The sequence below is a fragment of the Microbacterium sp. LWH11-1.2 genome, from assembly GCF_038397745.1.
Lineage (GTDB): Bacteria > Actinomycetota > Actinomycetes > Actinomycetales > Microbacteriaceae > Microbacterium.
Map to the genome: position 1 here is coordinate 1833663 of NZ_CP151636.1, position 22919 is coordinate 1856581.

At 67.8% G+C, this 22919-nt stretch carries 22 protein-coding genes and 1 pseudogene; 13 read left to right on the top strand and 10 right to left on the bottom strand.

Annotation, left to right across the window (positions count from 1 at the left end; all coding sequences use genetic code 11):
- Positions 1-6 precede the first annotated feature (6 nt).
- Together MRBLWH11_RS08720 and MRBLWH11_RS08725 are read right to left on the bottom strand one after the other, a co-directional pair.
- Positions 7-363 carry a UTRA domain-containing protein gene (locus MRBLWH11_RS08720; protein ID WP_341947569.1) on the bottom strand — a complete coding sequence of 119 codons (357 nt, stop codon included), beginning with the start codon at positions 361-363 and terminating at the stop codon, positions 7-9.
- 88 nt (positions 364-451) lie between these two features.
- A pseudogene (locus MRBLWH11_RS08725) lies at positions 452-928 on the bottom strand (LysE family translocator); the annotation flags it as partial.
- 124 nt (positions 929-1052) lie between these two features.
- On the opposite strand from MRBLWH11_RS08725, the gene MRBLWH11_RS08730 reads away from it, so the two are divergent.
- The 4 genes from MRBLWH11_RS08730 to MRBLWH11_RS08745 are packed head-to-tail and all read left to right on the top strand — an operon-like array spanning position 1053 to position 5115.
- Positions 1053-1526 (top strand): Lrp/AsnC family transcriptional regulator, encoded by a 474-nt coding sequence (locus MRBLWH11_RS08730; RefSeq protein ID WP_341947570.1) that lies wholly within the window; start codon positions 1053-1055, stop codon positions 1524-1526.
- A 60-nt stretch (positions 1527-1586) separates the two neighbouring features.
- Entirely contained in the window at positions 1587-2321 is a 735-nt protein-coding gene (locus MRBLWH11_RS08735; protein ID WP_341947572.1) for a response regulator transcription factor, read from the top strand.
- A complete protein-coding gene (locus MRBLWH11_RS08740) occupies positions 2318-3787 on the top strand; it encodes a HAMP domain-containing sensor histidine kinase (RefSeq protein ID WP_341947573.1) in 1470 nt (489 codons plus the stop codon). The genes MRBLWH11_RS08735 and MRBLWH11_RS08740 overlap by 4 nt, the downstream gene beginning before the upstream one ends.
- 56 nt (positions 3788-3843) lie before the next feature.
- Entirely contained in the window at positions 3844-5115 is a 1272-nt protein-coding gene (locus MRBLWH11_RS08745; protein WP_341947574.1) for a DUF3500 domain-containing protein, read from the top strand.
- 707 nt (positions 5116-5822) lie between these two features.
- Here MRBLWH11_RS08745 and MRBLWH11_RS08750 read toward each other — a convergent pair.
- A complete protein-coding gene (locus MRBLWH11_RS08750; protein WP_116635484.1) occupies positions 5823-6764 on the bottom strand; it encodes a LysR family transcriptional regulator in 942 nt (313 codons plus the stop codon).
- Between the two features lie 122 nt (positions 6765-6886).
- Between MRBLWH11_RS08750 and MRBLWH11_RS08755 the strand changes: the two genes are divergently transcribed.
- From MRBLWH11_RS08755 to MRBLWH11_RS08765, 3 genes are all read left to right on the top strand, one after another.
- On the top strand, positions 6887-7879 hold the full coding sequence (locus MRBLWH11_RS08755) for a DUF1852 domain-containing protein (RefSeq protein WP_341947575.1): 993 nt from the start codon (positions 6887-6889) through the stop codon (positions 7877-7879).
- A gap of 20 nt (positions 7880-7899) precedes the next feature.
- Complete coding sequence (locus MRBLWH11_RS08760; RefSeq protein ID WP_341947577.1) at positions 7900-8934, top strand: methionine synthase; 1035 nt, start codon at positions 7900-7902, stop codon at positions 8932-8934.
- 97 nt (positions 8935-9031) lie between these two features.
- On the top strand, positions 9032-9397 hold the full coding sequence (locus MRBLWH11_RS08765) for a hypothetical protein (protein ID WP_116635487.1): 366 nt from the start codon (positions 9032-9034) through the stop codon (positions 9395-9397).
- 6 nt (positions 9398-9403) lie between these two features.
- Here MRBLWH11_RS08765 and MRBLWH11_RS08770 read toward each other — a convergent pair whose 3' ends face one another.
- Entirely contained in the window at positions 9404-9709 is a 306-nt protein-coding gene (locus MRBLWH11_RS08770; RefSeq protein ID WP_116635488.1) for an NIPSNAP family protein, read from the bottom strand.
- Positions 9710-9776: 67 nt separating this feature from the next.
- Between MRBLWH11_RS08770 and MRBLWH11_RS08775 the strand changes: the two genes are divergently transcribed.
- Positions 9777-10763 carry an aldo/keto reductase gene (locus MRBLWH11_RS08775; RefSeq protein ID WP_341947580.1) on the top strand — a complete coding sequence of 329 codons (987 nt, stop codon included), beginning with the start codon at positions 9777-9779 and terminating at the stop codon, positions 10761-10763.
- 21 nt (positions 10764-10784) lie between these two features.
- Here the strand turns inward: MRBLWH11_RS08775 and MRBLWH11_RS08780 are convergent, their stop codons facing one another.
- On the bottom strand, positions 10785-11117 hold the full coding sequence (locus MRBLWH11_RS08780; protein WP_116635490.1) for an ATP-dependent DNA ligase: 333 nt from the start codon (positions 11115-11117) through the stop codon (positions 10785-10787).
- Between the two features lie 58 nt (positions 11118-11175).
- Entirely contained in the window at positions 11176-11892 is a 717-nt protein-coding gene (locus tag MRBLWH11_RS08785) for a TetR/AcrR family transcriptional regulator C-terminal domain-containing protein (protein WP_341947582.1), read from the bottom strand.
- A 101-nt stretch (positions 11893-11993) separates the two neighbouring features.
- On the opposite strand from MRBLWH11_RS08785, the gene MRBLWH11_RS08790 reads away from it, so the two are divergent.
- Positions 11994-12320 carry a hypothetical protein gene (locus tag MRBLWH11_RS08790; protein WP_116635492.1) on the top strand — a complete coding sequence of 109 codons (327 nt, stop codon included), beginning with the start codon at positions 11994-11996 and terminating at the stop codon, positions 12318-12320.
- A gap of 91 nt (positions 12321-12411) precedes the next feature.
- Complete coding sequence (locus MRBLWH11_RS08795) at positions 12412-13728, top strand: MFS transporter (RefSeq protein WP_341947583.1); 1317 nt, start codon at positions 12412-12414, stop codon at positions 13726-13728.
- Here the strand turns inward: MRBLWH11_RS08795 and MRBLWH11_RS08800 are convergent.
- On the bottom strand, positions 13622-14191 hold the full coding sequence (locus MRBLWH11_RS08800) for a MarR family transcriptional regulator (protein ID WP_341947584.1): 570 nt from the start codon (positions 14189-14191) through the stop codon (positions 13622-13624). The genes MRBLWH11_RS08795 and MRBLWH11_RS08800 overlap by 107 nt on opposite strands.
- A 29-nt stretch (positions 14192-14220) precedes the next feature.
- Entirely contained in the window at positions 14221-17169 is a 2949-nt protein-coding gene (locus MRBLWH11_RS08805) for a glycosyl hydrolase (protein WP_341947585.1), read from the bottom strand.
- 145 nt (positions 17170-17314) lie between these two features.
- On the opposite strand from MRBLWH11_RS08805, the gene MRBLWH11_RS08810 reads away from it, so the two are divergent.
- Positions 17315-18721: an NAD(P)/FAD-dependent oxidoreductase gene (locus MRBLWH11_RS08810; RefSeq protein ID WP_341947586.1), complete on the top strand. Its 1407-nt coding sequence runs from the start codon at positions 17315-17317 to the stop codon at positions 18719-18721.
- 35 nt (positions 18722-18756) lie between these two features.
- Here MRBLWH11_RS08810 and MRBLWH11_RS08815 read toward each other — a convergent pair whose 3' ends face one another.
- Together MRBLWH11_RS08815 and dinB are read right to left on the bottom strand one after the other, a co-directional pair.
- Positions 18757-19317 (bottom strand): hypothetical protein, encoded by a 561-nt coding sequence (locus MRBLWH11_RS08815; protein WP_341947587.1) that lies wholly within the window; start codon positions 19315-19317, stop codon positions 18757-18759.
- Between the two features lie 46 nt (positions 19318-19363).
- Positions 19364-20569, bottom strand: a complete 1206-nt coding sequence (dinB, locus tag MRBLWH11_RS08820) for a DNA polymerase IV (protein ID WP_341947588.1) — start codon at positions 20567-20569, stop codon at positions 19364-19366.
- A 157-nt stretch (positions 20570-20726) separates the two neighbouring features.
- Here dinB and MRBLWH11_RS08825 point away from each other — a divergent pair, with 157 nt between their 5' ends.
- Together MRBLWH11_RS08825 and MRBLWH11_RS08830 are read left to right on the top strand one after the other, a co-directional pair.
- Positions 20727-22445, top strand: a complete 1719-nt coding sequence (locus tag MRBLWH11_RS08825; protein WP_341947589.1) for a DHA2 family efflux MFS transporter permease subunit — start codon at positions 20727-20729, stop codon at positions 22443-22445.
- A gap of 1 nt (position 22446) precedes the next feature.
- Positions 22447-22911 (top strand): MarR family transcriptional regulator, encoded by a 465-nt coding sequence (locus tag MRBLWH11_RS08830; protein ID WP_116635499.1) that lies wholly within the window; start codon positions 22447-22449, stop codon positions 22909-22911.
- Positions 22912-22919: the final 8 nt, after the last annotated feature.

The window sequence follows — 22919 nt, forward strand, 5'->3', positions numbered from 1 at the left end:
CGCGGCCTACTTGTCGACGAGCGTGATCTCGAACGTGTAGAGGTCGGGAGCGTAGGCGTGGTGGCCGTACTCGACCGCCCGACCTGAGTTGTCGAAGGCCGTGCGCGACATCGTCAGCAGTGCCGCGTGCTTCGGCAGCTTCAGCAGCTCGCTCTCACGGGCCGTCGCGGCGCGTGCGCCGATGCGCTGCTTGGCGACGCGCATCGTGACACCGCGCATGCGCAGCAGCTGGTACAGCCCCTGCTTCTCGAAGTCTTCGGCGGTGAGGTCGGTGAACTCTCCGGGCAGGGTGTTCTCGAGGATGGAGATCGGGACTCCGTCGGCCAGCCGCAGACGGACGATGTTGAGTACGGGGGCGCCCACCGCGACGCCCAGGATCTCGGCGACCGTCGCGTCGGCCTCGCCGAGCTCGCAGCAGCCGGTGCGAACCGAAACCGACGACGAGGTACATCACGGCGCAGCTCGCCACATGGACGAGTCCGAGGACGATGATCTGCACTGCGAGCGGCCAGGGCGAGGTGGGGTCGGTGAAAGGAGGCAGCACCGCCAGGAAGAGCAGGAACACCTTCGGATTCAGGCCGCTCACGCCGAATCCCTTCGCCCACCAGCGCCAGGCCGACCCGGATGCCCGACCGTCGTCGGCGCGCACTACGGACGGGTGCCGGAGCGTCGATACCCCGAGCCAGACCAGGTACAGAGAGCCCGCGAGCGTGAGCACGGTCAGCGCACCGGGGATGCTCATGATCAGCGTGCCGACACCCGCGGCGACGATCAGGGTGGCGACGAGGTGCCCGGTGAGGAGCCCGAGGACCGCGGGCAGTACCTTCCGTTGCAGACCGGCTGAGATCGCGTAGGCCCAGTCCGCACCCGGCGTGATCACGAAGAGCGCCGAGACTCCCCAGAAGGCGAGGATCGCGAGGGGGTTCACGATCCGCTCCTCGGTGCCCCGCTGCGATGTCCGGTCTCAGTCATGGAGCAAGACTATTCGCGATCCTCGGCAATAGGATTCCAACTTCTGCGGATATATGCGGAAGACGTGGAAGAATTAGGACATGGATGCCATCGACAGGAAGATCCTTTCCGAACTGCAGCGCGACGGTCGCCAGACGCTGACCGAACTCGCGGATCGAGTGCAGCTGACGGTGTCGCCGTGCCATCGGCGACTCAGGGAACTCGAACGAGGCGGTGTGATCACCGGCTACCGAGCGATCATCGACCCCGCGACGGTCGGGCTCGGCTTCCAGGCACTCGTCTTCGTGATCATGCGCGAGGCGACGCGAGAGGTCATCGCGGCGTTCGAAGCGGCCGTCGGGTCGATCCCGCAGGTCGTCGAGGCGGACCGGCTGTTCGGGGAGCCGGACTACCTGCTGCGGGTCTTGGCGCGCGATCTCGAGCACTTCCAGGCTGTGTACGACGAGCAGCTCAGTACGCTCCCGGGGGTTCAACGGCTCAACACCACCCTCGTCATGCGTCCTGTGGTCGCCGACCGACCGCTCGCGGTCGGGACGGAGGTGCCGGCGTCGTGACCGGACGCCCATGACGACACGAGGCTGGCGCTCTCTCGCCGAACCCGCGAAGCTTGCGTCATGAGCGATTCCGCATCGAGGCCCGCGCGTCTCACCCGTCCCGACGGGGCCCCGATCCGCGCCCTCGTCGTCGACGACGAAGCCAATCTCAGCGAGCTGCTCCGGATGGCGATGGGAAACGAAGGTTGGGATGCCCGCACGGCCGCGAACGGGCAGGAGGCCCTGAACGTCATCCGCACGTTCGAACCGGATCTCATCGTCCTCGATGTGATGATGCCCGGACTCGACGGCATGCAGGTGCTTTCGCGGGTGCGCGATTCCGGCAATGACGTGCCCGTGCTTTTCCTGACCGCGAAGGACGCGGTCGAAGACAAGATCGCCGGGATCTCCGCCGGGGGTGATGACTATGTGACCAAGCCGTTCAACCTCGAGGAGGTGATCGTGCGCCTTCGAGGGATGGCTCGTCGCCACGTCGCGGTGAGCATCGACTCCGACTCGCGCCTGCGCGTCGGGGACCTGACACTCGACGAGGACACATACGAGGTCGAGCGCGCCGGTACGGCGGTCAAACTCACCGCCAAGGAGTTCGAACTGCTCCGTTACCTGATGCAGAATCCACGCCGCGTGCTGAGCAAGACGCAGATCCTCGAGCAGGTGTGGAGCTACGACTTCGGCGGCAACGGCAGTGTCGTGGAGATCTACATCTCCTACCTCCGTAAGAAGATCGACACGATCGGCGCCCCCATGATCCACACGGTTCGCGGAGTCGGATACGCGATCAAGCCGTCGACATGACGCGCCGACGGTGGACTCTTCGGCGAAAGCTCGTGATCGGCATCAGCATGCTGATGGCCGCGGCCTTCGTCATCACGAGTGTCGCCACGATCATCTCGCTGCGGTCGTTCGTGTTTGAACGTGTCGATCAGCAGGTCGCCGAGGCGTTGACTCTCGTCATAGGGCCGGACGGAGATCCCGATGCACAGGGGCCGGATCTTCCACCCGGGGCCGTCGCGCCCGACGAAGGACCCGCGCCACGCGTCGGCTCTCTTCAGGCCGTGCTCGACAGCAGCGGCGCGGCGCTGAGTTCCGGCTACACCGGGGCGGACGGCACCGAAGTCGAGTTGACCGACGCGCAGATCGCGATCCTCGCGGATGCGTTCGCGAACGGTGAAGGCCCGTACACGGTGGATCTGAAGGATGGCCTCGGTTCGTTCCGTGTGGCGGCGCAGGTCGTCGGTGGTGAGACGGTGGTCGCGGGCCTCCCGCTGGATGACGCCACCGCGACGACGACCGCGCTCACGAGCATCCTGGCCATCGTCGCCGGGCTGACGCTTGTGGCTGCCGTGGTCGGTCTTTCGATTCTCGTGCGGCGGAATCTGCGCCCGCTCGATCGCGTCGCGGCGGTCGCACAGCGCGCCTCCGCCCGCAGGATGGCCGAGGGCGCCGTCGACATCCCGGAACGCGTGGGGGTCACCGACACCGATCCCGACACCGAGGTCGGGCGCGTCGGATCATCTCTGAACGATCTCCTGGCGAGCATCGAGTCGGCCCTGGCGGCCAGGCAGCGCAGCGAGGAACGGCTGCGGCTCTTCATCGCGGACGCCAGTCATGAGCTCCGGACCCCGCTCGCCAGCATCCGGGGCTATGCGCAGCTCTCGCTGCGCGAGCAGGCGCCCATGACGCCCACCCAGGAGCGATCGTTCGATCGCATCGAATCGGAGGCCGAACGCATGGGTGCGCTCGTCGACGATCTGCTACTTCTGGCGAGACTCGATTCCGGACAGACGCTGAGGGACGAACGCGTGGAGTTGACGATGCTCGCGGTCGACGCGGTGAGTGACGCCCACGCCGCTGACGCCACGCATGACTGGCTCCTCGATGTCTCCGATGAGCTGATCGAGGTTCCTGGAGACGCGAACCGCATCCGTCAGGTTCTCGCGAACCTCCTGCGCAACGCGTTCGTGCACACTCCGGCCGGGACAGAGGTGACCACCACGCTCATCCGCGACGAGACGGATGCGGTGATCCGCGTGGCCGACGACGGGCCCGGCATCGATCCGACAGTGCGCGACCGACTCTTCGACCGGTTCGCGCGGGGTGACCACTCCCGAAGTCGCAGCGCCGGGAGCACCGGCCTCGGACTGTCGATCGCGCAGGCGATCGTCACTGCGCACAGCGGCGACATCTCGGTGGACACCGACGAGCGCGGCACCGTGTTCACAGTGCGATTGCCGCTGCGGCGTCCGGATCCGGTCTCATAGGAACCGCCAAGGTTCGACATAGGGGCGACTTGGGATCGCTCGGCACACTCGTGTACATGCACAAGATCACCTCGCTCTCCACCGCCCGCCGCACGGCGAACGACGGCACCGCGCGCCGCCGTGCGAACCCCTTCCTCTCGGTCGGCGCCGGCATCGTCCTGATGTCGATCGCCCTGACCGGATGCGCCACGACCGTGGCGTCGACCGACACCGGGACGTCGTCCTCGTCGTCCGCGTCGTCCAGCACGTCGTCGTCGACGTCCACGACGACCACGACCGAGGACGCCACCACCACCGCCGAGACGATCTCGTCGACCGCCGCGGCCGCCGAGGCGTTCCTCGCCACACTCACCGACGAGCAGCGCGACGCAGTGCTCTATGACTTCGACGACGAGTCGAAGACGACCAGTTGGTCGAACTTCCCCGTCACCTTCGTCGAACGCGCCGGCCTGAACCTCACCGATCTCACCGAAGAGCAGCAGGCTGCGGCGATGAAGGTCCTCGAGGCGTTGCTCAGCGACGAAGGCTATGAGACGGTCACCGCCATCATGGGCGGTGACGAGTATCTGCTCGAGAACAGCAGCAGCACCGAGACCTCACTCGGCCAGTACTACATCGCATTTTTCGGCGACCCGTCGGACACGTCCGCATGGGAGGTGCAGTTCGGCGGTCACCACCTCGGCATCAACGCGACGCTCGACGGTACCGCTGACGCGATCACGTTCGCGCCCACCCACCTCGGTGTGCAGCCGGCGGTCTACACGAACGAGGACGGTGAAGAGGTGCAGCCGTTCGACGGCATCTACACCGACGCCTTCGCGTTCTTCGACAGTCTCACCGCCGATCAGCAGGCGACCCTGACCTCCGGCGATGTCAGCATGTGCGCCCCGGGCGACACCTGCGACTTCGCCACGGGGGCAGGTCTCACCGGAGCGGATCTGACCGACGAGCAGAAGCAGCTGCTGCTCGAGGTGATCGCCAACTGGGTCGGGATCGCCGATGAGGAGACGACCACCGAGGCTCTCGCCGAGATCGAGGCGACTCTCGATGACACCGTCATCGCATGGTCGGGTGAGACGACGTACGACATGAGCACGGGCGATGGCATCTCGTTCTCGATCTCGGGTCCGAACGTGTACGTCGCCTTCCAGGCGCAGCAGGGGTCGGCCGGCGCCGACGTCGACGGAGTCAGCACATCAGGATGGGGACACGTTCACACCATCTATCGGGATCCCACCAACGACTACGCGAACAGCGTGACGCAGCAGGCGGCATCCGGTGGCATGGGCGGCGGACCGAGCGGCGGCGGAACCCCGCCTTCCAACTGATGCAGGGATGATAAGGACGTGGGGCCGTCACTCAGGTGGCGACCCCACGTCTTCGTCTCTCGGGTCGTCGAACATTCGTCAACCACCTGACTAGGTCGGGAGTTCGCCGATGAGGACTCCGCTCAGTGCCGGCGATCTTCCGGGTCTCGTCGTTGTGGTGTCCTGCTGTGGTGGGACGCGGTTGCCGGCGGATAACCGTCTGCGGGAGCTGGGTCTGCGACGGATAACTGCGATAAGTGGTCTTATCGTCGGTAAACGGCCAGACAGGGAAGAAAGAAGGGGCTCACCAAGCGATCACGGGCTCGCTCGGAGTCGAACCGGTCCGAGGGCGACGGCATCTGACGCAGAGTACCCTCGACCCATGGTGGGATCGATCGATCAGCGGGGGATACGGTTCCATCGCGTCATGCTCGGGGTCTGCGCCGTCTTGTTCGGGTACATGATCGGCTTGCTGACGAGGGCGGTCCAGGTGAGCGCCGACTACTCGGCACCCCAATGGATCCTCGTCGGGTCGTTGGTGTTGGGCTCAGCAGTGCTGCTCACGTATCAGGTCGGGCAGGTCCGGCGCCGCGGCGGTGGCCGTGCACGCGGCTCGAGGCACGGGCGGCGCGACGGTCAGTAGGCTCGCTGCAGCGCGCAGGCGCGACACTCTCTCATCGAGCGTCCGGGCGGGTCCCGGGCTCGGGATCGAGTCAACCCGAACGACCTCACCCGAGCAGTTCCACCCCGAAACCGGAGACGACCGTCCGCAGCTCGGCGAGGTAGCGCTGCGCCTGCTCGGTGAGGGGGATCGCGGAGTGGCCGATCCAGCCGATCTCGATGTGCTCGTCGACCTCGAGCGGGATGGCGACGATCTCGGGGTCGAGGTCGTCGCTGATGATGCCTGTCGAGATGGTGTAGCCGTCGAGCCCGATCATGAGGTTGAAGATGGTCGCGCGGTCGGAGACGCGGATGTCCCGCGAACTCGAGAGGGTGGACAGGATCTCCTCGGCGAAGTAGAACGAGTTGTTCGCACCCTGGTCGAAGGTGAGCCTCGGCACGTCGGCGAGATCGGCGAGCGTCACGTGATCTCGGGCGGCGAGGGGGTTCTTGCGGGAGATGAAGATGTGCGGCTCCGCGACGAAGAGCGGATGAAACGCGAGCCCGGAGTCGCGGAGGAGCTTGTCGATCACGCTGCGGTTGAAGTCGTTCCGGTAGAGGATCCCCAACTCGCTGCGGAGCGTGCGGACGTCTTCGATGATGTCCCACGTCCGCGTCTCGCGCAGCGAGAACTCGTACTCGTCCGCCGAGGTCGCCTTCACCATCCGCACGAGCGCGTCGACCGCGAACGAGTAGTGCTGGGTCGACACCCCGAGCAGGCGTCGTGACGGCGGCCGACCGAGGTATCGCTGTTCGAGGAGCGCCACCTGCTCGACGACCTGCCTCGCGTATCCGAGGAACTCCACGCCGTCGGTGGTGAGCGTCACGCCGCGGGCCGAGCGGAGGAGGAGCGCGCGCCCCACCCTGCTCTCGAGGTCTTTCATCGCCGCGGACATGGTGGGCTGGGCGACGTAGAGCAGGTCGGCGGCAGCGCTGATCGAGCCCTCCGCGGCGACCTCGATGTAGTACGTGAGTTGCTGCAGAGTGATGCCGCTCGAGCGCCGTGCCATAGCGACAGCCTATGGCACGGCATAGTCACCGCGCATTACTCGATGGGGGCACTCTGGGCGCACGATGGAGGGACACCTTTCCGTGAGGCCGAGCCCGGCCGACCACCCCCGATTGGCCCCTCATGGCAGACGACTTCACGTTCCGCATCACGACGACCCGCTTCGACGAGGACTACACGCCATCGGAGAACTCGCGGATCACCACGAACTTCGCCAACCTGGCGCGGGGGGAGCATCGTCAGCAGAATCTGCGCAACGCCCTGACGATGATCGACCGCCGGTTCAACGATCTGGCGCACTGGGACAACCTGAACGCGGACCGCTACACCCTCGAACTCGAGATCGTCTCGGTGGCGGTGCAGTTCGCCGCCGACGGTGAGGACCAGGACTTCCCGCTGCTCGAGGTCCTCGACATCCAGATCGTCGACCGTCTCACCGGACGGCGCAGTCACGGGATCGTGGGGAACAACTTCTCGTCCTACGTCCGCGACTTCGACTTCAGCGTGCGGCTGCCGGCGGCCAGCGCGGCTGCAGGAGGGTTCAGCGTTCCGGATGACTTCGGCGACCTGCACGGCAAGCTCTTCCAGCACTTCCTCGACTCGGACACCTATCGGGAGCATTTCACGGTGTCGCCCGTGATCTGCATCAGCGTCTCGACGAGCAAGGTCTACCGTCGCACCGAGAACCATCACCCGATCCTCGGCGTGGAGTACGAGCAGAAGGACCCCTCTCTGACCGATGCCTACTTCGGCAAGATGGGGCTCTCGGTCCGGTACTTCATGCCGCGCGGCAGCGTCGCGCCGCTGGCTTTCTACTTCCGCGGCGATCTGCTCGGCGACTACACGAACCTCCAGCTCATCGGCACGATCAGCACGATGGAGACCTTCCAGAAGATCTACCGGCCGGAGATCTACAACGCGAACTCGGCAGCGGCGAGCGTCTATCAGCCGACCCTCGAGCAGCAGGACTACTCGGTGACGAAGATCGCCTACGACCGCGACGAGCGCAGCCGGCTCGCGACCGAGCAGGGGAAGTATGCGGACGAGCACCTCATGAAGCCGCACGGCGACCTGCTCGAGCGGTGGGCCGCCGGCTCCCTCGTTCCTGTCGGATGACTGACGGAGAATCGCCGACCATGAACACGCTTCTTCCCACCTCGATCGTCGGCAGCCTGCCGAAGCCGTCCTGGCTGGCCGCGCCGGAAACGCTCTGGTCTCCCTGGAAACTGCAGGGCGACGCCTTGGCCGAGGGCGCACAGGATGCGCTTCGCATCACCGTCCAGGAGCAGCGCCAGGCCGGCCTCGACATCATCAGCGACGGGGAGCAGACCCGCCAGCACTTCGTCACGACGTTCATCGAGCATCTCTCCGGCGTCGACTTCGACCAGCGGGAGACGGTCCGGATCCGCGACCGCTACGACGCCAGCGTGCCGACGGTCGTCGGCGCCGTGAGCCGCGAGAAGCCCGTGTTCGTGGAGGATGCGAAGTTCCTCCGCCAGCAGACAGATCAGCCCATCAAATGGGCGCTGCCCGGTCCGATGACGATGATCGACACGCTCTACGATCGCCACTACAAGAGCCGCGAGAAGCTGGCGTGGGAGTTCGCGACGATCCTCAATCAGGAGGCGAAGGAGCTCGAGGCGGCCGGGGTGGACGTCATCCAGTTCGACGAGCCGGCGTTCAACGTCTTCTTCGACGACGTGCAGGACTGGGGCGTGGCGGCGCTCGAGAGGGCGGCCGAAGGGCTGCGCGCCGAGACCGTGGTGCACATCTGCTACGGGTACGGGATCAAGGCCAACACGGACTGGAAGGCGACCCTCGGGGCGGAGTGGCGCCAGTACGAGAAGTCCTTCCCGCTGCTCCAGAGCTCGAGCATCGACACCATCTCGCTGGAGAGCCACCACTCGCACGTCCCCCTGGATCTCATCGAGCTCATCCGCGGCAAGAAGGTCATGCTCGGAGCCATCGATGTCGCCAGCGACGCGATCGAGACCCCGGAGGAGGTCGCCGACACCCTCCGGAACGCGCTCCGCTTCGTCGACGCGGACAAGCTCATCCCGAGCACGAACTGCGGCCTTGCACCGCTGTCTCGTGACGTCGCACGCGGGAAGCTGCGCGCGCTCAGCGCCGGCGCCGCCCTGCTTCGTGACGAACTCGCCGCGAAGGACTGACCCGCCGGTTCCGGGACTCTGGGTCAGCTGCCGCTCACGCGCGCTCCGCGGGCGAGCCAGGACATGGCATCCTGAAGTGACACCGAAAGGCACGGCCATGGACCCGATGTTCCCGAGCCAGGGCGATGCGCCTGCTCCCATGCTGCAGGACGTGCGCGGCTCAGCCAAGCGTGCCATCAACTACTTCCGCGTGATGGTCGGTGAGCCCGCCCATCCCGGTGCCCCCGCTCGGCACCCCATGCAGTTGATCGGTGCCGCCGATGCCGAGTCGCTTCGCGCACCCCTCTCCTACGACGCGTTCGAGGTCGAGATCGACGACATCTTCACCGAGAACGGCACCGTGCGGGTGCAGAGGATGATCACCGAAGTCGTCGCCCGTTTCGGTCTTCACCTCGACGCTTCCTCCTGGTCCAGCCTGGAAGGCGGCGAGGAGATGGTGGTAGCGGTCAGGCGCGGCGCCTAGGGCGCTTCAGTCGAAGACCGGGCTGAGGAATCGACGCTCGTAGCGGCGGATGCACTGCGTCCTGCGCGCGAAGTCGAACGCCTCCACGCACTCGGGATCGGTCTTCGACGCCGTGCGATAGACCTCGTACTCGGCGAGCGAGGGGAAGGTGAACAGCGCGAAGGCCTCATCGCTGTCGCCTTCGCTCGGCAGGAAGTAGCCGTGGTGGGTGCCGCCGTGCTTCGCGACCAGTCGGATCCACGTGCGGCCGTACTCGGTGAAGTCGTCGAGCTTGTCGGGGTCGATCTCATAGCGCAGGTGAACGGTGATCATCCGATCATCCTCGCAGAGCGGTGCAGGGGGGCGCGCGCAGCCCCGATTCTCAATAGGCTCGGGAACCATGGACTACACGCAGCTGGGTCGCACGGGTACGTCGGTCTCACGGATCGTGCTGGGCACGATGAACTTCGGCGACCGCACCTCGGAGGAGGAGTCGTTCGCGATCATGGATCGCGCCCTCGAGCTGGGGGTGAACTTCTTCGACACGGCGAACGCCTACGGCGGGTCGGCGGGTCGAGGTGCGACCGAGGAGATCATCGGTCGGTGGTTCGCGGCGCGCCCCGGGGTGCGCGACGACATCGTCCTGGCGACCAAGGTGCATTCCCCGATGGTCGCCCCTGATGCGAGCGGCGACCGGCCCAACGCGCGCGGTGCGTCCGCCTGGCAGGTGCGGCGGGAGGCGATCGGCTCGCTGCGCCGACTGCAGACCGACCGGATCGACCTGTACCAGTTCCACCACATCGACCGCCACATCTCCTGGCCGGAGCTGTGGCAGGCGATGGAGGTGCTCGTGGCCCGAGGCGAGGTCGTCTACACCGGCAGCTCGAACTTCGCGGCGTGGAACATCGCGCAGGCGAACGAGATCGCGCAGCAGCGCCACTTCCTCGGGCTCGTGAGCGAGCAGTCGCTGTACAACCTCGCCCAGCGCTCCATCGAACTCGAGGTCATCCCCGCGGCGCAGAACTACGGCCTCGGCATCCTGCCGTGGTCGCCGCTGTCCGGAGGTCTGCTGAGCGGCGGATCATCGGATGCCAACGCCCGATCGAACACGGGGAGGGCGGCCGAGATGCGTGCCGCTCACCGCGACAAGGTCGATGCGTACGAGCTGTTCGCGAAGGAGCGGGGCTGGGCACCCTCCGCGCTCGGCCTCGCCTGGCTGCTGCACCAGCCTGCCGTCACCGGTCCGATCATCGGGCCGCGCACGGTCGCGCAGCTCGAGTCCGCCGTGTCCGCGTTGGAGATCACGCTGACCGCAGAGGACCTCGGCCGACTCGAAGAGATCTTCCCCGGCCCCGGCGGCCAGGCTCCGGAGGCCTACGCCTGGTAGGCCGTCGCGAGCGATCGCCGCTCAGGTCGGGACGTCGACCCGTTCGGCCGGATTCTGCTCCGCGGGCTCCGGCACGAGATACAGACCGCTCGGCGCGTTCGCGGTGAAGGCGAGAGCCTCGATCCACTCGCGGTTGATCGCCGGCTGTCGGCTGCCGCTGTACTTGAAGACGAGCGAGCTCCGCGCGTGCACCCAGACGGTCGTGCGGCCGCCGCCGACGCTGAGATCCTCGCGCCACGTGAAGTTGAACGGCTCCGCGCGGCGGAGCTTCGCGGTCATGACCAGCTGAAGGTGGGTCAGCGCGCGGTCTTCGATCTCGGTCTTGACGCTGCCCTCATAGATGAATCGCCCCATCGTGCGTGTTGACTCCTGCTCTGCGGACTTACATCGTAAGTGAGATTACAGTGTAAGCCTATTGCGAGAGCTCACCGCTGAGACGATCGAGCAGGCTCTCGAGAGACGCCTCGAATTCCTCGTCGCTGCGGTCCTCGCTCAGCAGCGGGCGGAGTCGGACGATCTGCGCGTCGTCGTCGACCTGCTCCTGTCCGTCTTTCTCCGGGATGTCCGCGCCGCCCTCGTCGAGGGTCTCCTCGAGAGGACTGATCTCCGCACCGCGCACGGCGGACTCCAGGAGCAGCTGCCCGAGGAGGAAGCTGCTGAAGGAGCGGTACGTGTCGACCGCCTGCCGGTCGGAGAATCCCTGCTCGATGAGCGTGCGGAGGAACATCTCGACGACCTCGACGCTCCGGAGCGGCGGGCGCAGCCAGGGCGCGGCCGGATGACGGGTGGCGATCAACGGGAACGCCCGCGGGTGATCGATCGCGATCCGCCGCACGCGATGGGCCAGCGTCTGCAGGAAGCCCTGCCAGTGCTCGGTCAGCTCGTCATCGAGACTCATCGTCAGGTCGTCCATGAGGAGCGCGACGACGCCCTCCAGCAGATCCTCTCTGCCGTGCACATAGCGGTACAGCGACATCGCCTCGACACCGAGCTCCTGTGCGAGCGATCGCATCGACAGGATCGACGCGCCGTCACGGTCGATCTGCCCGAGGGCCGTCGTGACGATCAGCTCTCGACTGAGTCGACCGGCCGACGAGACCCGCTGCTTCTCCCGCGAACGTTCCGGCATGCGCCAACGCTACTCGCATCGCGCCGCTGCCGCCGCTAGCAGCAGCGCGGCCCCCGGGCAAGGGGTGCGGGGTTCGGGCGGCGATGACGTAGAACGGGATCATGCAGTTGATCATGTACGGCGGCGAGGAATTCCTGACGGGCGACGAGATCGCGGATGCCCTGCTGGCGTACGGCCGCGCGCTGGGTGACGAGGTGCGCGCGGAGATCGTCGAGATCCCGGTTCGCGAGGACGACGGCTCGGTCGTCACGGCCAAGTTCCTGATCGGACCAGCGAGCCAGATCGTGTCGAAGAGCGTGGCCGGTCGTGGCGCCGAGCTGGAGGACGGCGACCTCGTGCGGCACCTCCAGGACCTGACGCGCGGTGTCGAGTCGCCCACCGGTCCGCTCCTCGAGTCTCCCGCGGGCGGCGAGTCCGAGCTCGACTGAGGTTGCGGCCAGCAGAGTCCACTGCAAGCCCACATTGATACCATTCGGAGTACTCTGTTCTCCCACTCCGTGAAGTCAAGGACGGTCCTGCGTGACGGCCCAGCAGTCTCCTGCCATAGGTTCGACCGGCCACCCGGTCTCGGCGACGCGATACATCCTCCGCTCCCGGCTTCTTCGGGGATCCTTCGTCAGCCTCGTCATCTCGGGCATCGGCATCTCCCTCACCATCCCGCAGATCACCCTGTTCCTCGTCGGAGAGCTGCACCTCACGGAGGCGCAGGCGGGCCTCTATTTCCTGACCAACCTGACGGCTCCGATCGTCGGATACGTGGTGGGGACGCTGTCCGATCGCGCGGGCTCCCGGCTGCTGGTCTTCCGGCTCTCGGTGCTTGCGGGGTTCGTCGGCTGGACGCTGATGGCCGTCGCGATGCAGGCGTGGATGCCGTTCGTCATCAACGCGATCCTCCTCAGCGCGGCCGGAGCCGGAGCCGCGCAGCTGCAGGCAGCGGTCCGCGACGAGTTGAATCGGTCGCCCACCCCGGCCGACAACGAGGTCGTCGCGGTGATCCGGATGGCGATGGCATTCGGCTGGATCATCGGTCCGGTGCTCGGTGCCGTCCTCGGCGCGGTGCTGGGGCTGCGCCCCCTGCTCTTCGTGACCGGGATCTGCGTGCTGCTGTCCCTCGTCCCCCTGATCGGTGTGAAGAAGAGTCCTCCGTTCGTCGGAGAGCCGGCGCGCACGCCGACGTCCGCCACGCCTCGGCAGCACTCGATCGTTCCCCTCGTGATCTTCACCGGCATCTACATCCTCATCATGTGCGGTGAGACGGTGAAGCTCGCCTACCTGCCTCTCTACATGGACGGGGAGCTTCGCGTCGACGCCGGCGTGCGCGGCGCGATCATCGGCCTGCAGCCCCTCCTCGAGCTGCTGCTGATGCCGCTCGCCGCGCGATTGGCGAGCAGGTTCGGCATCGCGCGCGTGCTCGTCGTCGGAGCCGCCCTCGCCATCGGCGCGCACGTCTCCTATGCGTCGGCCTCTCTGGTCGACGCGCCCCTCGTGCCGCTGGTCGTCGGGCAGCTGCTGATGTCCGGCGTGATCGCGACGTTCGGGGTGCTCGGGATCACGGTGGCGCAGCGCCTGGTCCCGACGCGGGTCGGCATGGCCTCCAGCGTCTTCCTCAGCGCCTACGCGATCAACGCGGCGGTCGGCGGATTCGCGGGGAGCGTGGGGGCGACGTGGCTCGGCATCCCGCAGCTGTTCTGGATCCCCGCCGTGATCGCCGCCGTGGGAGCCGTCGCGCTCATCGTGCTGAACGCGAGGGTGCCGCTGGACTCTCGTGATCGGGTTCGGGCCCGCTCCACGCCGACGGAGTCGGCTGAGGCAGCTGCAGCAGAGCGCTTCGACTGAACTGGGCGAGCAGCCGCCGGAAGGCCTCGACGTCGTCGGCCGACCAGGTGGCGAGGCTGTCGGTGAGCTTCTCGGCTGCGCGCGACACGATGCGCACACCGATCTCCCGGCCAGCCGGCGTCAGCGCGACCAGCACGCTGCGCTCGTCGTAGGGGGAGTCGACCCGCGCGACATGGCCGCTGGCCTCGAGTCGGCGCACGATCTTGCTGATGTTCGCCTTGGTCGTGCCGAGCACGGAGGCCAGATCGGTCGGACGCAGCGCCCCGCGATAGGCGAGCTGGTTGACGACGAGGAACATCGGGATGTCGTCGAAGGGGAATCCGATCGCCTCCATCACCTCCAGGCGCACTTCGCGACTGTCGGCCCAGTGCACGATCGAGGTCACCGAGCGACGCAGGTCGAGCGGATCCGGAGGCAGCAGCGACGCCAGCTCGACATCGGATGCCGGTGCTCTCTCGCTCATGGAACCTCCTCGGTCTTCATCATCCCAGGTCACACCTGGCGAGGAAGCGACACCAGGCGGACCGGCCCGACCAGGCCGTGCTCGCGCACGCGCGTGGTCTGGTAACCCTCCAGGCCGAGTGCGCGCAGGGCGATGTCCGCGAGCTGGTCGTAGTACCCGCGGGCGATGAGGCGGTTGTTCAACGAGCTGGACACGCGCACCACGACCGTGTTCTCACCGACGACGAGGTCACCGGTGATGTCGACGACAGGACGGGAGGTGTCGAAGCCGCGCGCGACCCCGCCGCCGACGACGACGGAGCCGAGTCCGCCGTTCGTCGAGCCCAGATCGAGCAGGTACCGCCGGCTCGCGGCATCCACTTCCTCCACCCGCACCGTCGTCGTGTAGGTCGCGATCCCCGAGACCGCGGCGCCGACGCCCTCCAGCCGGGTCCAGGGTTGCAGGGCGGATCCGGGGACCGGCAGGCGCGTCACGGCTGTGTGCGGAAGCACCTCCCGCGTCTCGTAGCCGAGTCCGCGGTCCTCCACGATGAGCTCGTTCTCGCCGGCATCCCAGCTCTCCACCACGATGGACCAGTTCGCGAGCTCGGCCACCTCGGTGGGCTCGACCGGAGCGCTCCCGGATGCGGGGGCGGATCGGTCGATCGTGAACAGGGCCGTCTCGCCGGGGGCGAGGGAGAGCGAGATCCGCGTGCGGCCGTCGACGTGCGCGACGCCGGAGTGCGGATGGATGTCGCCCGACCAGGCGTCGATCCGGTGCACGACTCCCTCGCCGGGTACCCGGAGTTCGACCTCGGTCGTCGTGCCGGTCTCGTAGAGGAAGTGGTAGACGTACAGGTGCAGCAGATCGCCGTCCTCGCGGAGGTAGGTGAGGATGTTCGGATCGTCCTCGGCGAACTCGGCACGACCGATGACGCCCAGCTCTCGCAGTGCCCCGATGGTGCCCGAGGGCTCCGAGACCTCTGCGACGTTCGGCAGCGCGCGCAGCTCGGCGAGGGTGGTGGCCAGCTCGGCATCGCGGCCGTCGAGACCGGGGGTGCGCACGGCCGCACGCTCGGTGACGGTGAAGGTGCGCTCCATCTGCACCTTCACCTCGCGCGTGGCGTTCACGATGAGCAGCTTCAGTCCGTTCCGGGCCCACTCCCGAAGGAGCCGGGCGACATCGGGGTCGAGCGCCTCCTGGTAGATGATGAGCGCCTGGTACCCCGGGCCCTCGGGCTGCACGACCTCGCCGTCGAAGCGGACCTCCGGATGCGCGAGCAGCGAGCCGTCGAAGAACTCGTAGGTCCATCCGGCATCCTGCATCCCGAGGTCCTGCCACCACTGGTTCTCGCGGTTGCGCATCCAGAGTCGGCCGTAGGCATCCTCGTCGACGACACGGTTGCCGTCGGCATCGACGGCCGCGATGCCGAGCAGATTGTCGATGAAGTGGTCGGTGCGGAGGATGCCGACGTCGATGCGCGGCCGGCCCTGCCGCAGCAGGTACTGGAAGCGCCCGATCGCCTCGTTCCACTGGGGGTAGAACTCGCTGCCTGGCTGACGCGTGTCGAAGCGCTCCGAGAACAGCGGCCACATGCCCTCGTGGCCCGGCCACTCCGTGACGTGCTCGCCGCCCGCGCGACTCGCCCATCCGTGCAGCACGGTCTTGGTGATACCCGCGGCGAGCTGCGTGTTGATGATCTGATCGTAGAACCGGTGGTCGAGCATGTGGTTGCGGGTGGTGGCGCCGGTCTCGGACGAGTACTGCTTGCCGAACAGGTGCGCGGGGCCGGCCAGCATCCGGTACGCGTCGATCTGCGAGGCGAACTCGAGCGACTCGGTCTCGATGCCGTCCACCGCGACGCCGGGTCGCGTGAGCTCGAACGGCAGCCCGTAGCTGATCTCGGCGCGCAGCAGCAGTCCGTTCTCGTGCAGGAAGTCCGCGAAAGGGCGCAGCATGTTGTCGATGTACAGGTCGGTCAGCGTGCGCACGTAGTCGAAGCGCACCTTCTCGACGTCGACACGGTGCGCCTCGTCGGGCTCATACGTGTAGACCGTGGTCGCGACGAACATCCCCGTCTGCCGGATGAGGAACGGCAGCCAGGGCGCGATGTCGTAGCCGCGGCGGGTGCGGAACTCGTCGGCGACCGTGTCTCCCCAGAACATGCCGCCCGCTCCCCAGAGGGTGAGCTCGAGCGAGTCCATGTACATCTGCGCGCGCGGGTTCTTCGCGATGTCGGCCTTCAGCTCGTCGGTGAGCACGACATCGCGCCAGTAGTCGATGACCGCGTCGACGCCGGCGCGGTCGAGGTAGTTCACGGTGTAGTTGACGGATGCCGAGGGCGACGCGGTCTGCCCGGTGCCGTGCGACCAGAACACGAAGAGGCGCCAGTCGCGGGTATCCGGAGCGGTCCAGTCGAGCGTCTCGCCCTCGACCTGCGCGGTGAGATCGACGATCGCGCCGGCGTCGATCGCGGCGCCGTCGTCGGTGAGCGCGGGTGCGGCGACGACCGCGACCAGGTGCTGCTCGCGCGGCGCCACGCGGTGCCCGGGGAGGTTCGACCCGCGGCGCTCCGCGTTCAGGTCGACGCGGGGGAGTGCGCCCTGGCGGCGGGCGCCGGGGCCGACCTCCTCGACCTCGACGTTGAGCTCCTTGGCGGCTGCGGGGTGATCGGGATCGATGGTGGGCAGGTTCGCGTTCGACCAGTTCGTGCCGGAGGTGAAGCTCACCGACATGTTCCGTGCGGTCGTCTCGGCCACCACGATGGCGGAGTCGTGCACCCATTCCTCCGAGCCCCAGCCGTAACGAGCGTGGTCGATGTCGCCCTCGTCCATGGCGAGGAACTCCATCCCGCCGAAGCCGAGACGGTGCGCGGTGTCGATCTCGTCGCGCAGCGTGGCGTCGGTGTGCAGGCCTTCGGCCAGCCACCAGCGCAGCTCCGGACGGTACTCGATCGGGGGATGCGCGAGAGCGTCACGGTGGTCGTCGAGCGATGTCATGGGTTCTCCTTCGAACGGAACGGCGGGGGGACGGGCCCCCGGCTCGATGAAGGACACCCTACGCGATTTAGTTAACTGGCGACACTAGATAGTGTCACCAGCTCCTATCGCGAGAGGGGGTTCCGTCTCGCGATACTCTCGGCGCATGCCTGAGTTCAAGGATCATTACGACGTCGCCGTGATCGGAGCGGGGCCTGCCGGCACGGCCGCCGCGCTGCGCGCATCCGAACTGGGTGCGACCGTGGTCGTGCTCGAGGCCGGACGCACCGGCGGAACCTGCGTCAATACCGGGTGCGTTCCGACCCGCGTGCTGGCAAAGACCGCGCGGCTTCTCCGCGAGTCCCGTCACGCCGACGACTACGGGGTGCGCGTCGGTGCCCCGGAGATCGACTGGGCCATCTCGGTCGCGCGCGTGCACGAACGTGTCGACCGGGTGCGATCGATCAAGCGGGAGGCGGCGCGCTTCGCGGCGGCCGGCGCCGACCTGATCCACGAGGGGCGAGCGCGCTTCGCCGACGACCACACGCTCGTGCTGGACAGCGGCCGACGTCTCACGGCTGATTCGATCCTCATCTGCGTCGGCGGTCACTCGAAGCGGCTGCCGGTCCCCGGGGCCGAGCTCGCCACGGTCCCCGAAGACGTGCTGTCGCTCCCGGCCCTGCCCCGCCGGGTCGCGGTGATCGGGGCGGGGAACACGGGCGCGCAGCTCGTCACCGTCTTCTCGTCCTTCGGCTCCGAGGTCACGCTCCTCGACGCCGCACCGCGGGTGCTGATGGCGTCGGATGCCGCGATCGCCGCGACCGTCGAGGCGGCGTTCTCCGAACAGGGCATCGATGTGCGCACCGGGATCGAGACCGTCACCCGTCTCGAGCGCGCGGACGACGACGCGATCCGGCTCGTGTGGGGCGAGGCGGGCGAGGAGCGCTCGTCGATCTTCGACGCGGTCATCATGGCGACGGGCTGGCCGGCCGACGTCGAGGATCTCGGCCTGGAGAACGCGGGGATCGAGATCGCGCGCTCCGCGATCCCCGCGGACCGGTACTTCCGCACCGTCGTGCCGCACATCTTCGCGGTCGGCGACGCGAACGGGCGGGACATGCTGGTGCAGGCCGCGCAGTTCGAGGGCGAGGCTGCGGCGGAGAACGCCGTGCTGGGTGCCAACCGTCGCACCCCCCACCATCTGCTCCCGGCCGGCGGGTTCACCGATCCCGACTACGCGGGAGTGGGGCTCACCGAGGATCAGGCGCGCGAGCGAGACACCGACTGCGTCGTCGTCTCGGTGCCGTATGCGAGCCTCGAGCGCGCGGTGATCGACGACCGGGAGATCGGCTTCCTGAAGCTCATCGCCGATCGACGCCGCCAGCTCATCCTCGGCGCCCATGCGGTGGGGGAGAACGCGATCGAGGTCATCCAGTCGGTCACGACGGCGATGGCTGCCGGGGTGGATGTGTCGACGCTCGCGGGTGTGCGGTTCGCCTATCCGACCTACAGCGCGATCATCGGACTCGCGGCCCGGGCTGTGCTCGCGGAGCCGGGATCCCCTCGCGAGTAGCGTTCCGCAGAGCGGCATCGCGTCGGGGCGGGGGGTCAGTTCGTCACGACGGGGATGACGAGGAACTCGCCGTTGTTTCCGGTGATGTCGTCGCCCGCGATCGTCACCGTCACCGTCGCGTCGTCGTCGCGATTGTAGATGGGAACCCACTCAGACGTCTCGAAGGCAGCATCCGGTTGTAGTGCGACGCCGAGATCGATCGTCAGCGAGGCTCCTGCCGTGATCGCCGGAAGCGTGAGGACGAGGCTGCCGGCCGTCCCGGACGCGGTGACACCGGTGCCGCTCGGGGTGAGCGCCCAGAGCCACCCGTCGTAAGCGAGGGTGGCGGTGGTGCCGGCGACGGAATCGATCGTCCCGTTGTTGGCGATGGTCAGCTGCGTCGGCATCGAGAACGTCAAGATCGGGCCGAACCCGGTGTCGAAGACGGTGTCCACCGGCGTGCCGAGGGTGGAGGCGAGGTCGGCGCCGCCGACGGACGCGGCGGCGAGGGGAGCGGCGGCGGCGACGGCGATCAGGGGGATCGACCAGGCCGCACTCGTCACGACGGTGCGTCGCGAGATCGGGGCGCGAGAGATGGTGGTGCGGTCATCGGTCATGGCCGAGAGGCTACTCGGAGATCGTAAGTCGAGCGATATTCTAGGGTCACTCGTGCTCCGGCAGCAGCGGAGCGGACCAGCCCGGATCGCGCCCGAGCTGCGCGGCGCGGGCGACCGAGGTCGCCCCGTAGCGGTCGCGGACCGCGTCGAGCACCGTGTCGAGGCGCTCGCCGTCGCTGAATCCGAGTTCATCGAGCGGTAGCTCCGGCTGCACCCGGTCGGCACGGTCGAGCTGCGACAGCGAGACGCCGATGAGGGTGATGCCGCGCTCGGCGATCTCGGACTGCGCCGCGACGAGGAGCATCCGTGCCACGGTGAGCAATCGGTTCGTGCGATCGGTCGGCGCACCGAGTGAGCGCGATCGGGTCGCCTTCGTGAAGTCGCCGAAGCGCAGACGCAGCACCACGGTGCGGCAGACACGGTCGCCGTCGCGCAGGCGGCGGCCGAGCCGATCGATGATCTGGGTGAGGATGACGTCGAGCTCCTCGGCCGATCGCGGGCGGGTGCCCAGGGCGCGCTGCGAGCCGATGGAGCCGCGGCGTCGGGTCGCGTCGACCGGGCGGGGGTCTCGCAGCCGGGCCAGCGCATGCACATGGGCGCCGGTCGCCTTGCCGAGGAGTCTCTCGGCCGCGGACGCCTCGAGCTCGGCGAGCTGTCCGACCGTGCGGATGCCGAGCCGGTGCAGCTTTTCGGCGGTCACGGCGCCGACTCCCCAGAGCCGCTCGACCGGCAGGGGGAGCAGGAACTCCTCCTCGCGGTCGGGCTCGACCACGAGGAGTCCGTCGGGTTTGCTGACCGCGCTCGCGACCTTGGCCAGGAACTTGGTCCTCGCGACGCCGACCGAGATGGCCAGGCCGACCTCGGCGCGCACGCGCTCCCTGAGCTGCTCGGCGATCTGCTCGGGTGTGCCCGCGATGCGCCGGAGCCCGCCGACCTCGAGGAACGCCTCGTCGATCGAGAGGCCCTCGACGAGCGGGGTCGTGTCGCGGAAGATCGCGAACACGTCCTTGCTCGCCGTGGAGTAGGCGTCCATCCGCGGCGGGACGACGACGGCATCCGGACAGAGCCGCAGCGCCTGCCGTCCGCCCATCGCGGTGCGCACGCCGCGGGCCTTCGCCTCGTAGCTCGCCGCCAGGACCACGCCGCCCCCGACGATCACCGGCCTCCCGCGCAGGGCCGGTGCGTCTCGCTGCTCGACCGACGCGAAGAAGGCGTCGAGATCGGCGTGCAGCACGGTGGCTTCGTCCCGCATCCCGTCTCCTGTCGACGGGGAGATCGTCGCACGCACCGGGGACATCGGCGCCTCTCGGCATCCGGTCGATCGTTGCCCCAGGTCGATAGTTGCACTTTCGCAACTAAGAGGCGTATAGTTGACCCTTGTCAACTTTCAATTCAGGAGCATTCACCCCGTGACAAACGCCTCACCTTCCTCCGCAGCCGAGGCCGTGCGCTCACCGCGCGAGGTCTTCACCGCGATATCCGGCCTCGTCGTCGGCATGTTCGTCGCCGTGCTCTCGGGCACCGTGGTGTCGACCTCGATGCCGGTGATCATCGCCGACCTCGGCGGCACCCAGTCCCAGTACACCTGGGTCATCACCGCGAGCCTGCTGGCGACCGCCGTCTCCACGCCCATCTGGGGCAAGCTCGCCGACCTGGTCGACCGCAAGATCCTCGTCCAGATCTCCCTGATCCTCTTCACCGTGGGCACCGTGATCGCCGGATTCTCCACCGACACGAACATGCTCATCGCCGTCCGCGTCGTGCAGGGCATCGGCGTCGGCGGCCTCATGTCGCTGGTCATGATCGCCGTCGCGCTGATCATCTCCCCGCGTGAACGCGGCAAGTACATGGGCGTCGTCGGCGGCATCATGGCCCTCGGCACCATCGGCGGCCCGCTGCTCGGCGGACTCCTCACGGACGTCTGGGGGTGGCGCTCCAACTTCTTCGTCGGTGTGCCGTTCGCGATCCTGGCGCTCGTGCTGCTGCAGTTCACGCTGCATCTGCCGAAGCCCCAGCGCGACACCAAGGTGTCGATCGACTACTTCGGCATCGTGCTTCTCGCAGTCGGCGTCTCGACGCTCCTCATCTGGGTGTCGATGGGCGGCAGCCAGTTCGACTGGGACTCCTCGACGAGCATCATGCTCGCCGTGACCGCCGGTGTCGCGATCGCCGCGTTCATCACGGTCGAGTTCTTCGTCAAGGAGCCGATCGTGCCGATGTCGCTGTTCCGCAACCGCACCTTCACGCTCTCGGTCATCGCGTCGATCGCCATCGGCGTCTCGATGTTCGCGACGTCCGTGTTCCTCGCGCAGTACTTCCAGCTCGCCCGCGGCGCCACGCCCACCGAGTCCGGCCTCATGACCATCCCGATGATCATCGGCCAGATGGGTGCGTCGATCGTCATCGGCCAGCTCGTGAGCCGCTTCGGCAAGTGGAAGGGCTGGATGCTGACCGGCTCGGTCCTGACCACGGTCGGCGTGAGCCTCATGGCGACCCTGCGCTACGACACCCCGTTCCCGCTCGTGGCCGTCTACATGTTCGTCCTCGGCGCCGGTCTCGGCATGGTCATGCAGAACCTCACCCTGATCGTGCAGAACGACACCGCCCCGCAGCAGCTGGGTGCCGCCTCGTCGAACGTCAACTTCTTCCGCACGATCGCCGGCACCATCGGTGTGACCGTGATGGGCTCGCTCCTGTCGACCAGCGTCGCCAGCTACATCACCGACGGCCTCGACGGCTTCGTGCCGACGACGCCCGACGAGGTCAGCGCGCTGGAGCACCTCGCTTCGGGCGACGTCCCGAAGGTCGGCCAGCTCCCTGACACGATCCGCGCGATCGTCGAAGGCGCCTACGGTCACGGCATCGCCGATGCGTTCATCATCGCGATCCCGCTCGCCGTGATCGCCGTCATCGCGATCGCGTTCATCAGGAACAAGCCGCTCTCGACGAAGAACGCCGCCGAGCAGCTCCGCGACCAGGCCGAGGAATCGGTCATCGAGGTCGCCGAGGCCGAGGTGGGCGCATCGCTCTCGACCGGAACCATCCGGATCGCGAGCGCCGAGCCCACGTCGCCGAGCACTGCGCCGGTGACCGTGCTCGAGCGCGAGGATCGGGAGCAGAGGCGCTGACGTGGTCACCTCGGTCACCTCGGAAGCGACGGCGTCTCGCGACGTGGACAGTGCGCTCGGAGACCTCCAGACGCATCTGAGCCTCATCTTCGCGAGGACCCGGACGCTCTGGAAGGAATCCGCAGCGCGCATCGACCCGGAGCTGCAGGTCGGCGGCTACAAGCTGCTGACGTTCATCGAGCGGGCCGAGACGGCGAACGCGCACGAGCTCGCCGAGCGCTTCGAGATGGACAAGTCGGTGATCAGCCGTCAGGTGCGGATGCTGGAGGATCTCGGTCTGATCGAGTCCCGCCCCGACGAGCGCGATGGGCGGCTGCGGGTCCTGACGGCGACGCCGTCGGCCCGCGCCGCTCTCGCCGAGCTGCGCCGTGACCATGCCACACGCCTGCGCACGGTCGTGGCGGAGCTGACGCAGGACGAGGTCGATGCGGCATCCAAGGTCTTCCGGCTGCTCGCCGAGATCTGACGCCCGCA

Excerpts from the sequence above, each read along its gene's own strand:
- MRBLWH11_RS08730 (WP_341947570.1), top strand. The coding sequence starts at position 1,053 with ATGGATGCCATCGACAGGAAGATCCTTTCCGAACTGCAGCGCGACGGT.
- MRBLWH11_RS08735 (WP_341947572.1), top strand. The coding sequence starts at position 1,587 with ATGAGCGATTCCGCATCGAGGCCCGCGCGTCTCACCCGTCCCGACGGG.
- MRBLWH11_RS08740 (WP_341947573.1), top strand. The coding sequence starts at position 2,318 with ATGACGCGCCGACGGTGGACTCTTCGGCGAAAGCTCGTGATCGGCATC.
- MRBLWH11_RS08745 (WP_341947574.1), top strand. The coding sequence starts at position 3,844 with ATGCACAAGATCACCTCGCTCTCCACCGCCCGCCGCACGGCGAACGAC.
- MRBLWH11_RS08750 (WP_116635484.1), bottom strand. The coding sequence starts at position 6,764 with ATGGCACGGCGCTCGAGCGGCATCACTCTGCAGCAACTCACGTACTAC.
- MRBLWH11_RS08755 (WP_341947575.1), top strand. The coding sequence starts at position 6,887 with ATGGCAGACGACTTCACGTTCCGCATCACGACGACCCGCTTCGACGAG.
- MRBLWH11_RS08760 (WP_341947577.1), top strand. The coding sequence starts at position 7,900 with ATGAACACGCTTCTTCCCACCTCGATCGTCGGCAGCCTGCCGAAGCCG.
- MRBLWH11_RS08765 (WP_116635487.1), top strand. The coding sequence starts at position 9,032 with ATGGACCCGATGTTCCCGAGCCAGGGCGATGCGCCTGCTCCCATGCTG.
- MRBLWH11_RS08770 (WP_116635488.1), bottom strand. The coding sequence starts at position 9,709 with ATGATCACCGTTCACCTGCGCTATGAGATCGACCCCGACAAGCTCGAC.
- MRBLWH11_RS08775 (WP_341947580.1), top strand. The coding sequence starts at position 9,777 with ATGGACTACACGCAGCTGGGTCGCACGGGTACGTCGGTCTCACGGATC.
- MRBLWH11_RS08780 (WP_116635490.1), bottom strand. The coding sequence starts at position 11,117 with ATGGGGCGATTCATCTATGAGGGCAGCGTCAAGACCGAGATCGAAGAC.
- MRBLWH11_RS08785 (WP_341947582.1), bottom strand. The coding sequence starts at position 11,892 with ATGCCGGAACGTTCGCGGGAGAAGCAGCGGGTCTCGTCGGCCGGTCGA.
- MRBLWH11_RS08790 (WP_116635492.1), top strand. The coding sequence starts at position 11,994 with ATGCAGTTGATCATGTACGGCGGCGAGGAATTCCTGACGGGCGACGAG.
- MRBLWH11_RS08800 (WP_341947584.1), bottom strand. The coding sequence starts at position 14,191 with ATGAGCGAGAGAGCACCGGCATCCGATGTCGAGCTGGCGTCGCTGCTG.
- MRBLWH11_RS08805 (WP_341947585.1), bottom strand. The coding sequence starts at position 17,169 with ATGACATCGCTCGACGACCACCGTGACGCTCTCGCGCATCCCCCGATC.
- MRBLWH11_RS08810 (WP_341947586.1), top strand. The coding sequence starts at position 17,315 with ATGCCTGAGTTCAAGGATCATTACGACGTCGCCGTGATCGGAGCGGGG.
- MRBLWH11_RS08815 (WP_341947587.1), bottom strand. The coding sequence starts at position 19,317 with ATGACCGATGACCGCACCACCATCTCTCGCGCCCCGATCTCGCGACGC.
- dinB (WP_341947588.1), bottom strand. The coding sequence starts at position 20,569 with ATGCGGGACGAAGCCACCGTGCTGCACGCCGATCTCGACGCCTTCTTC.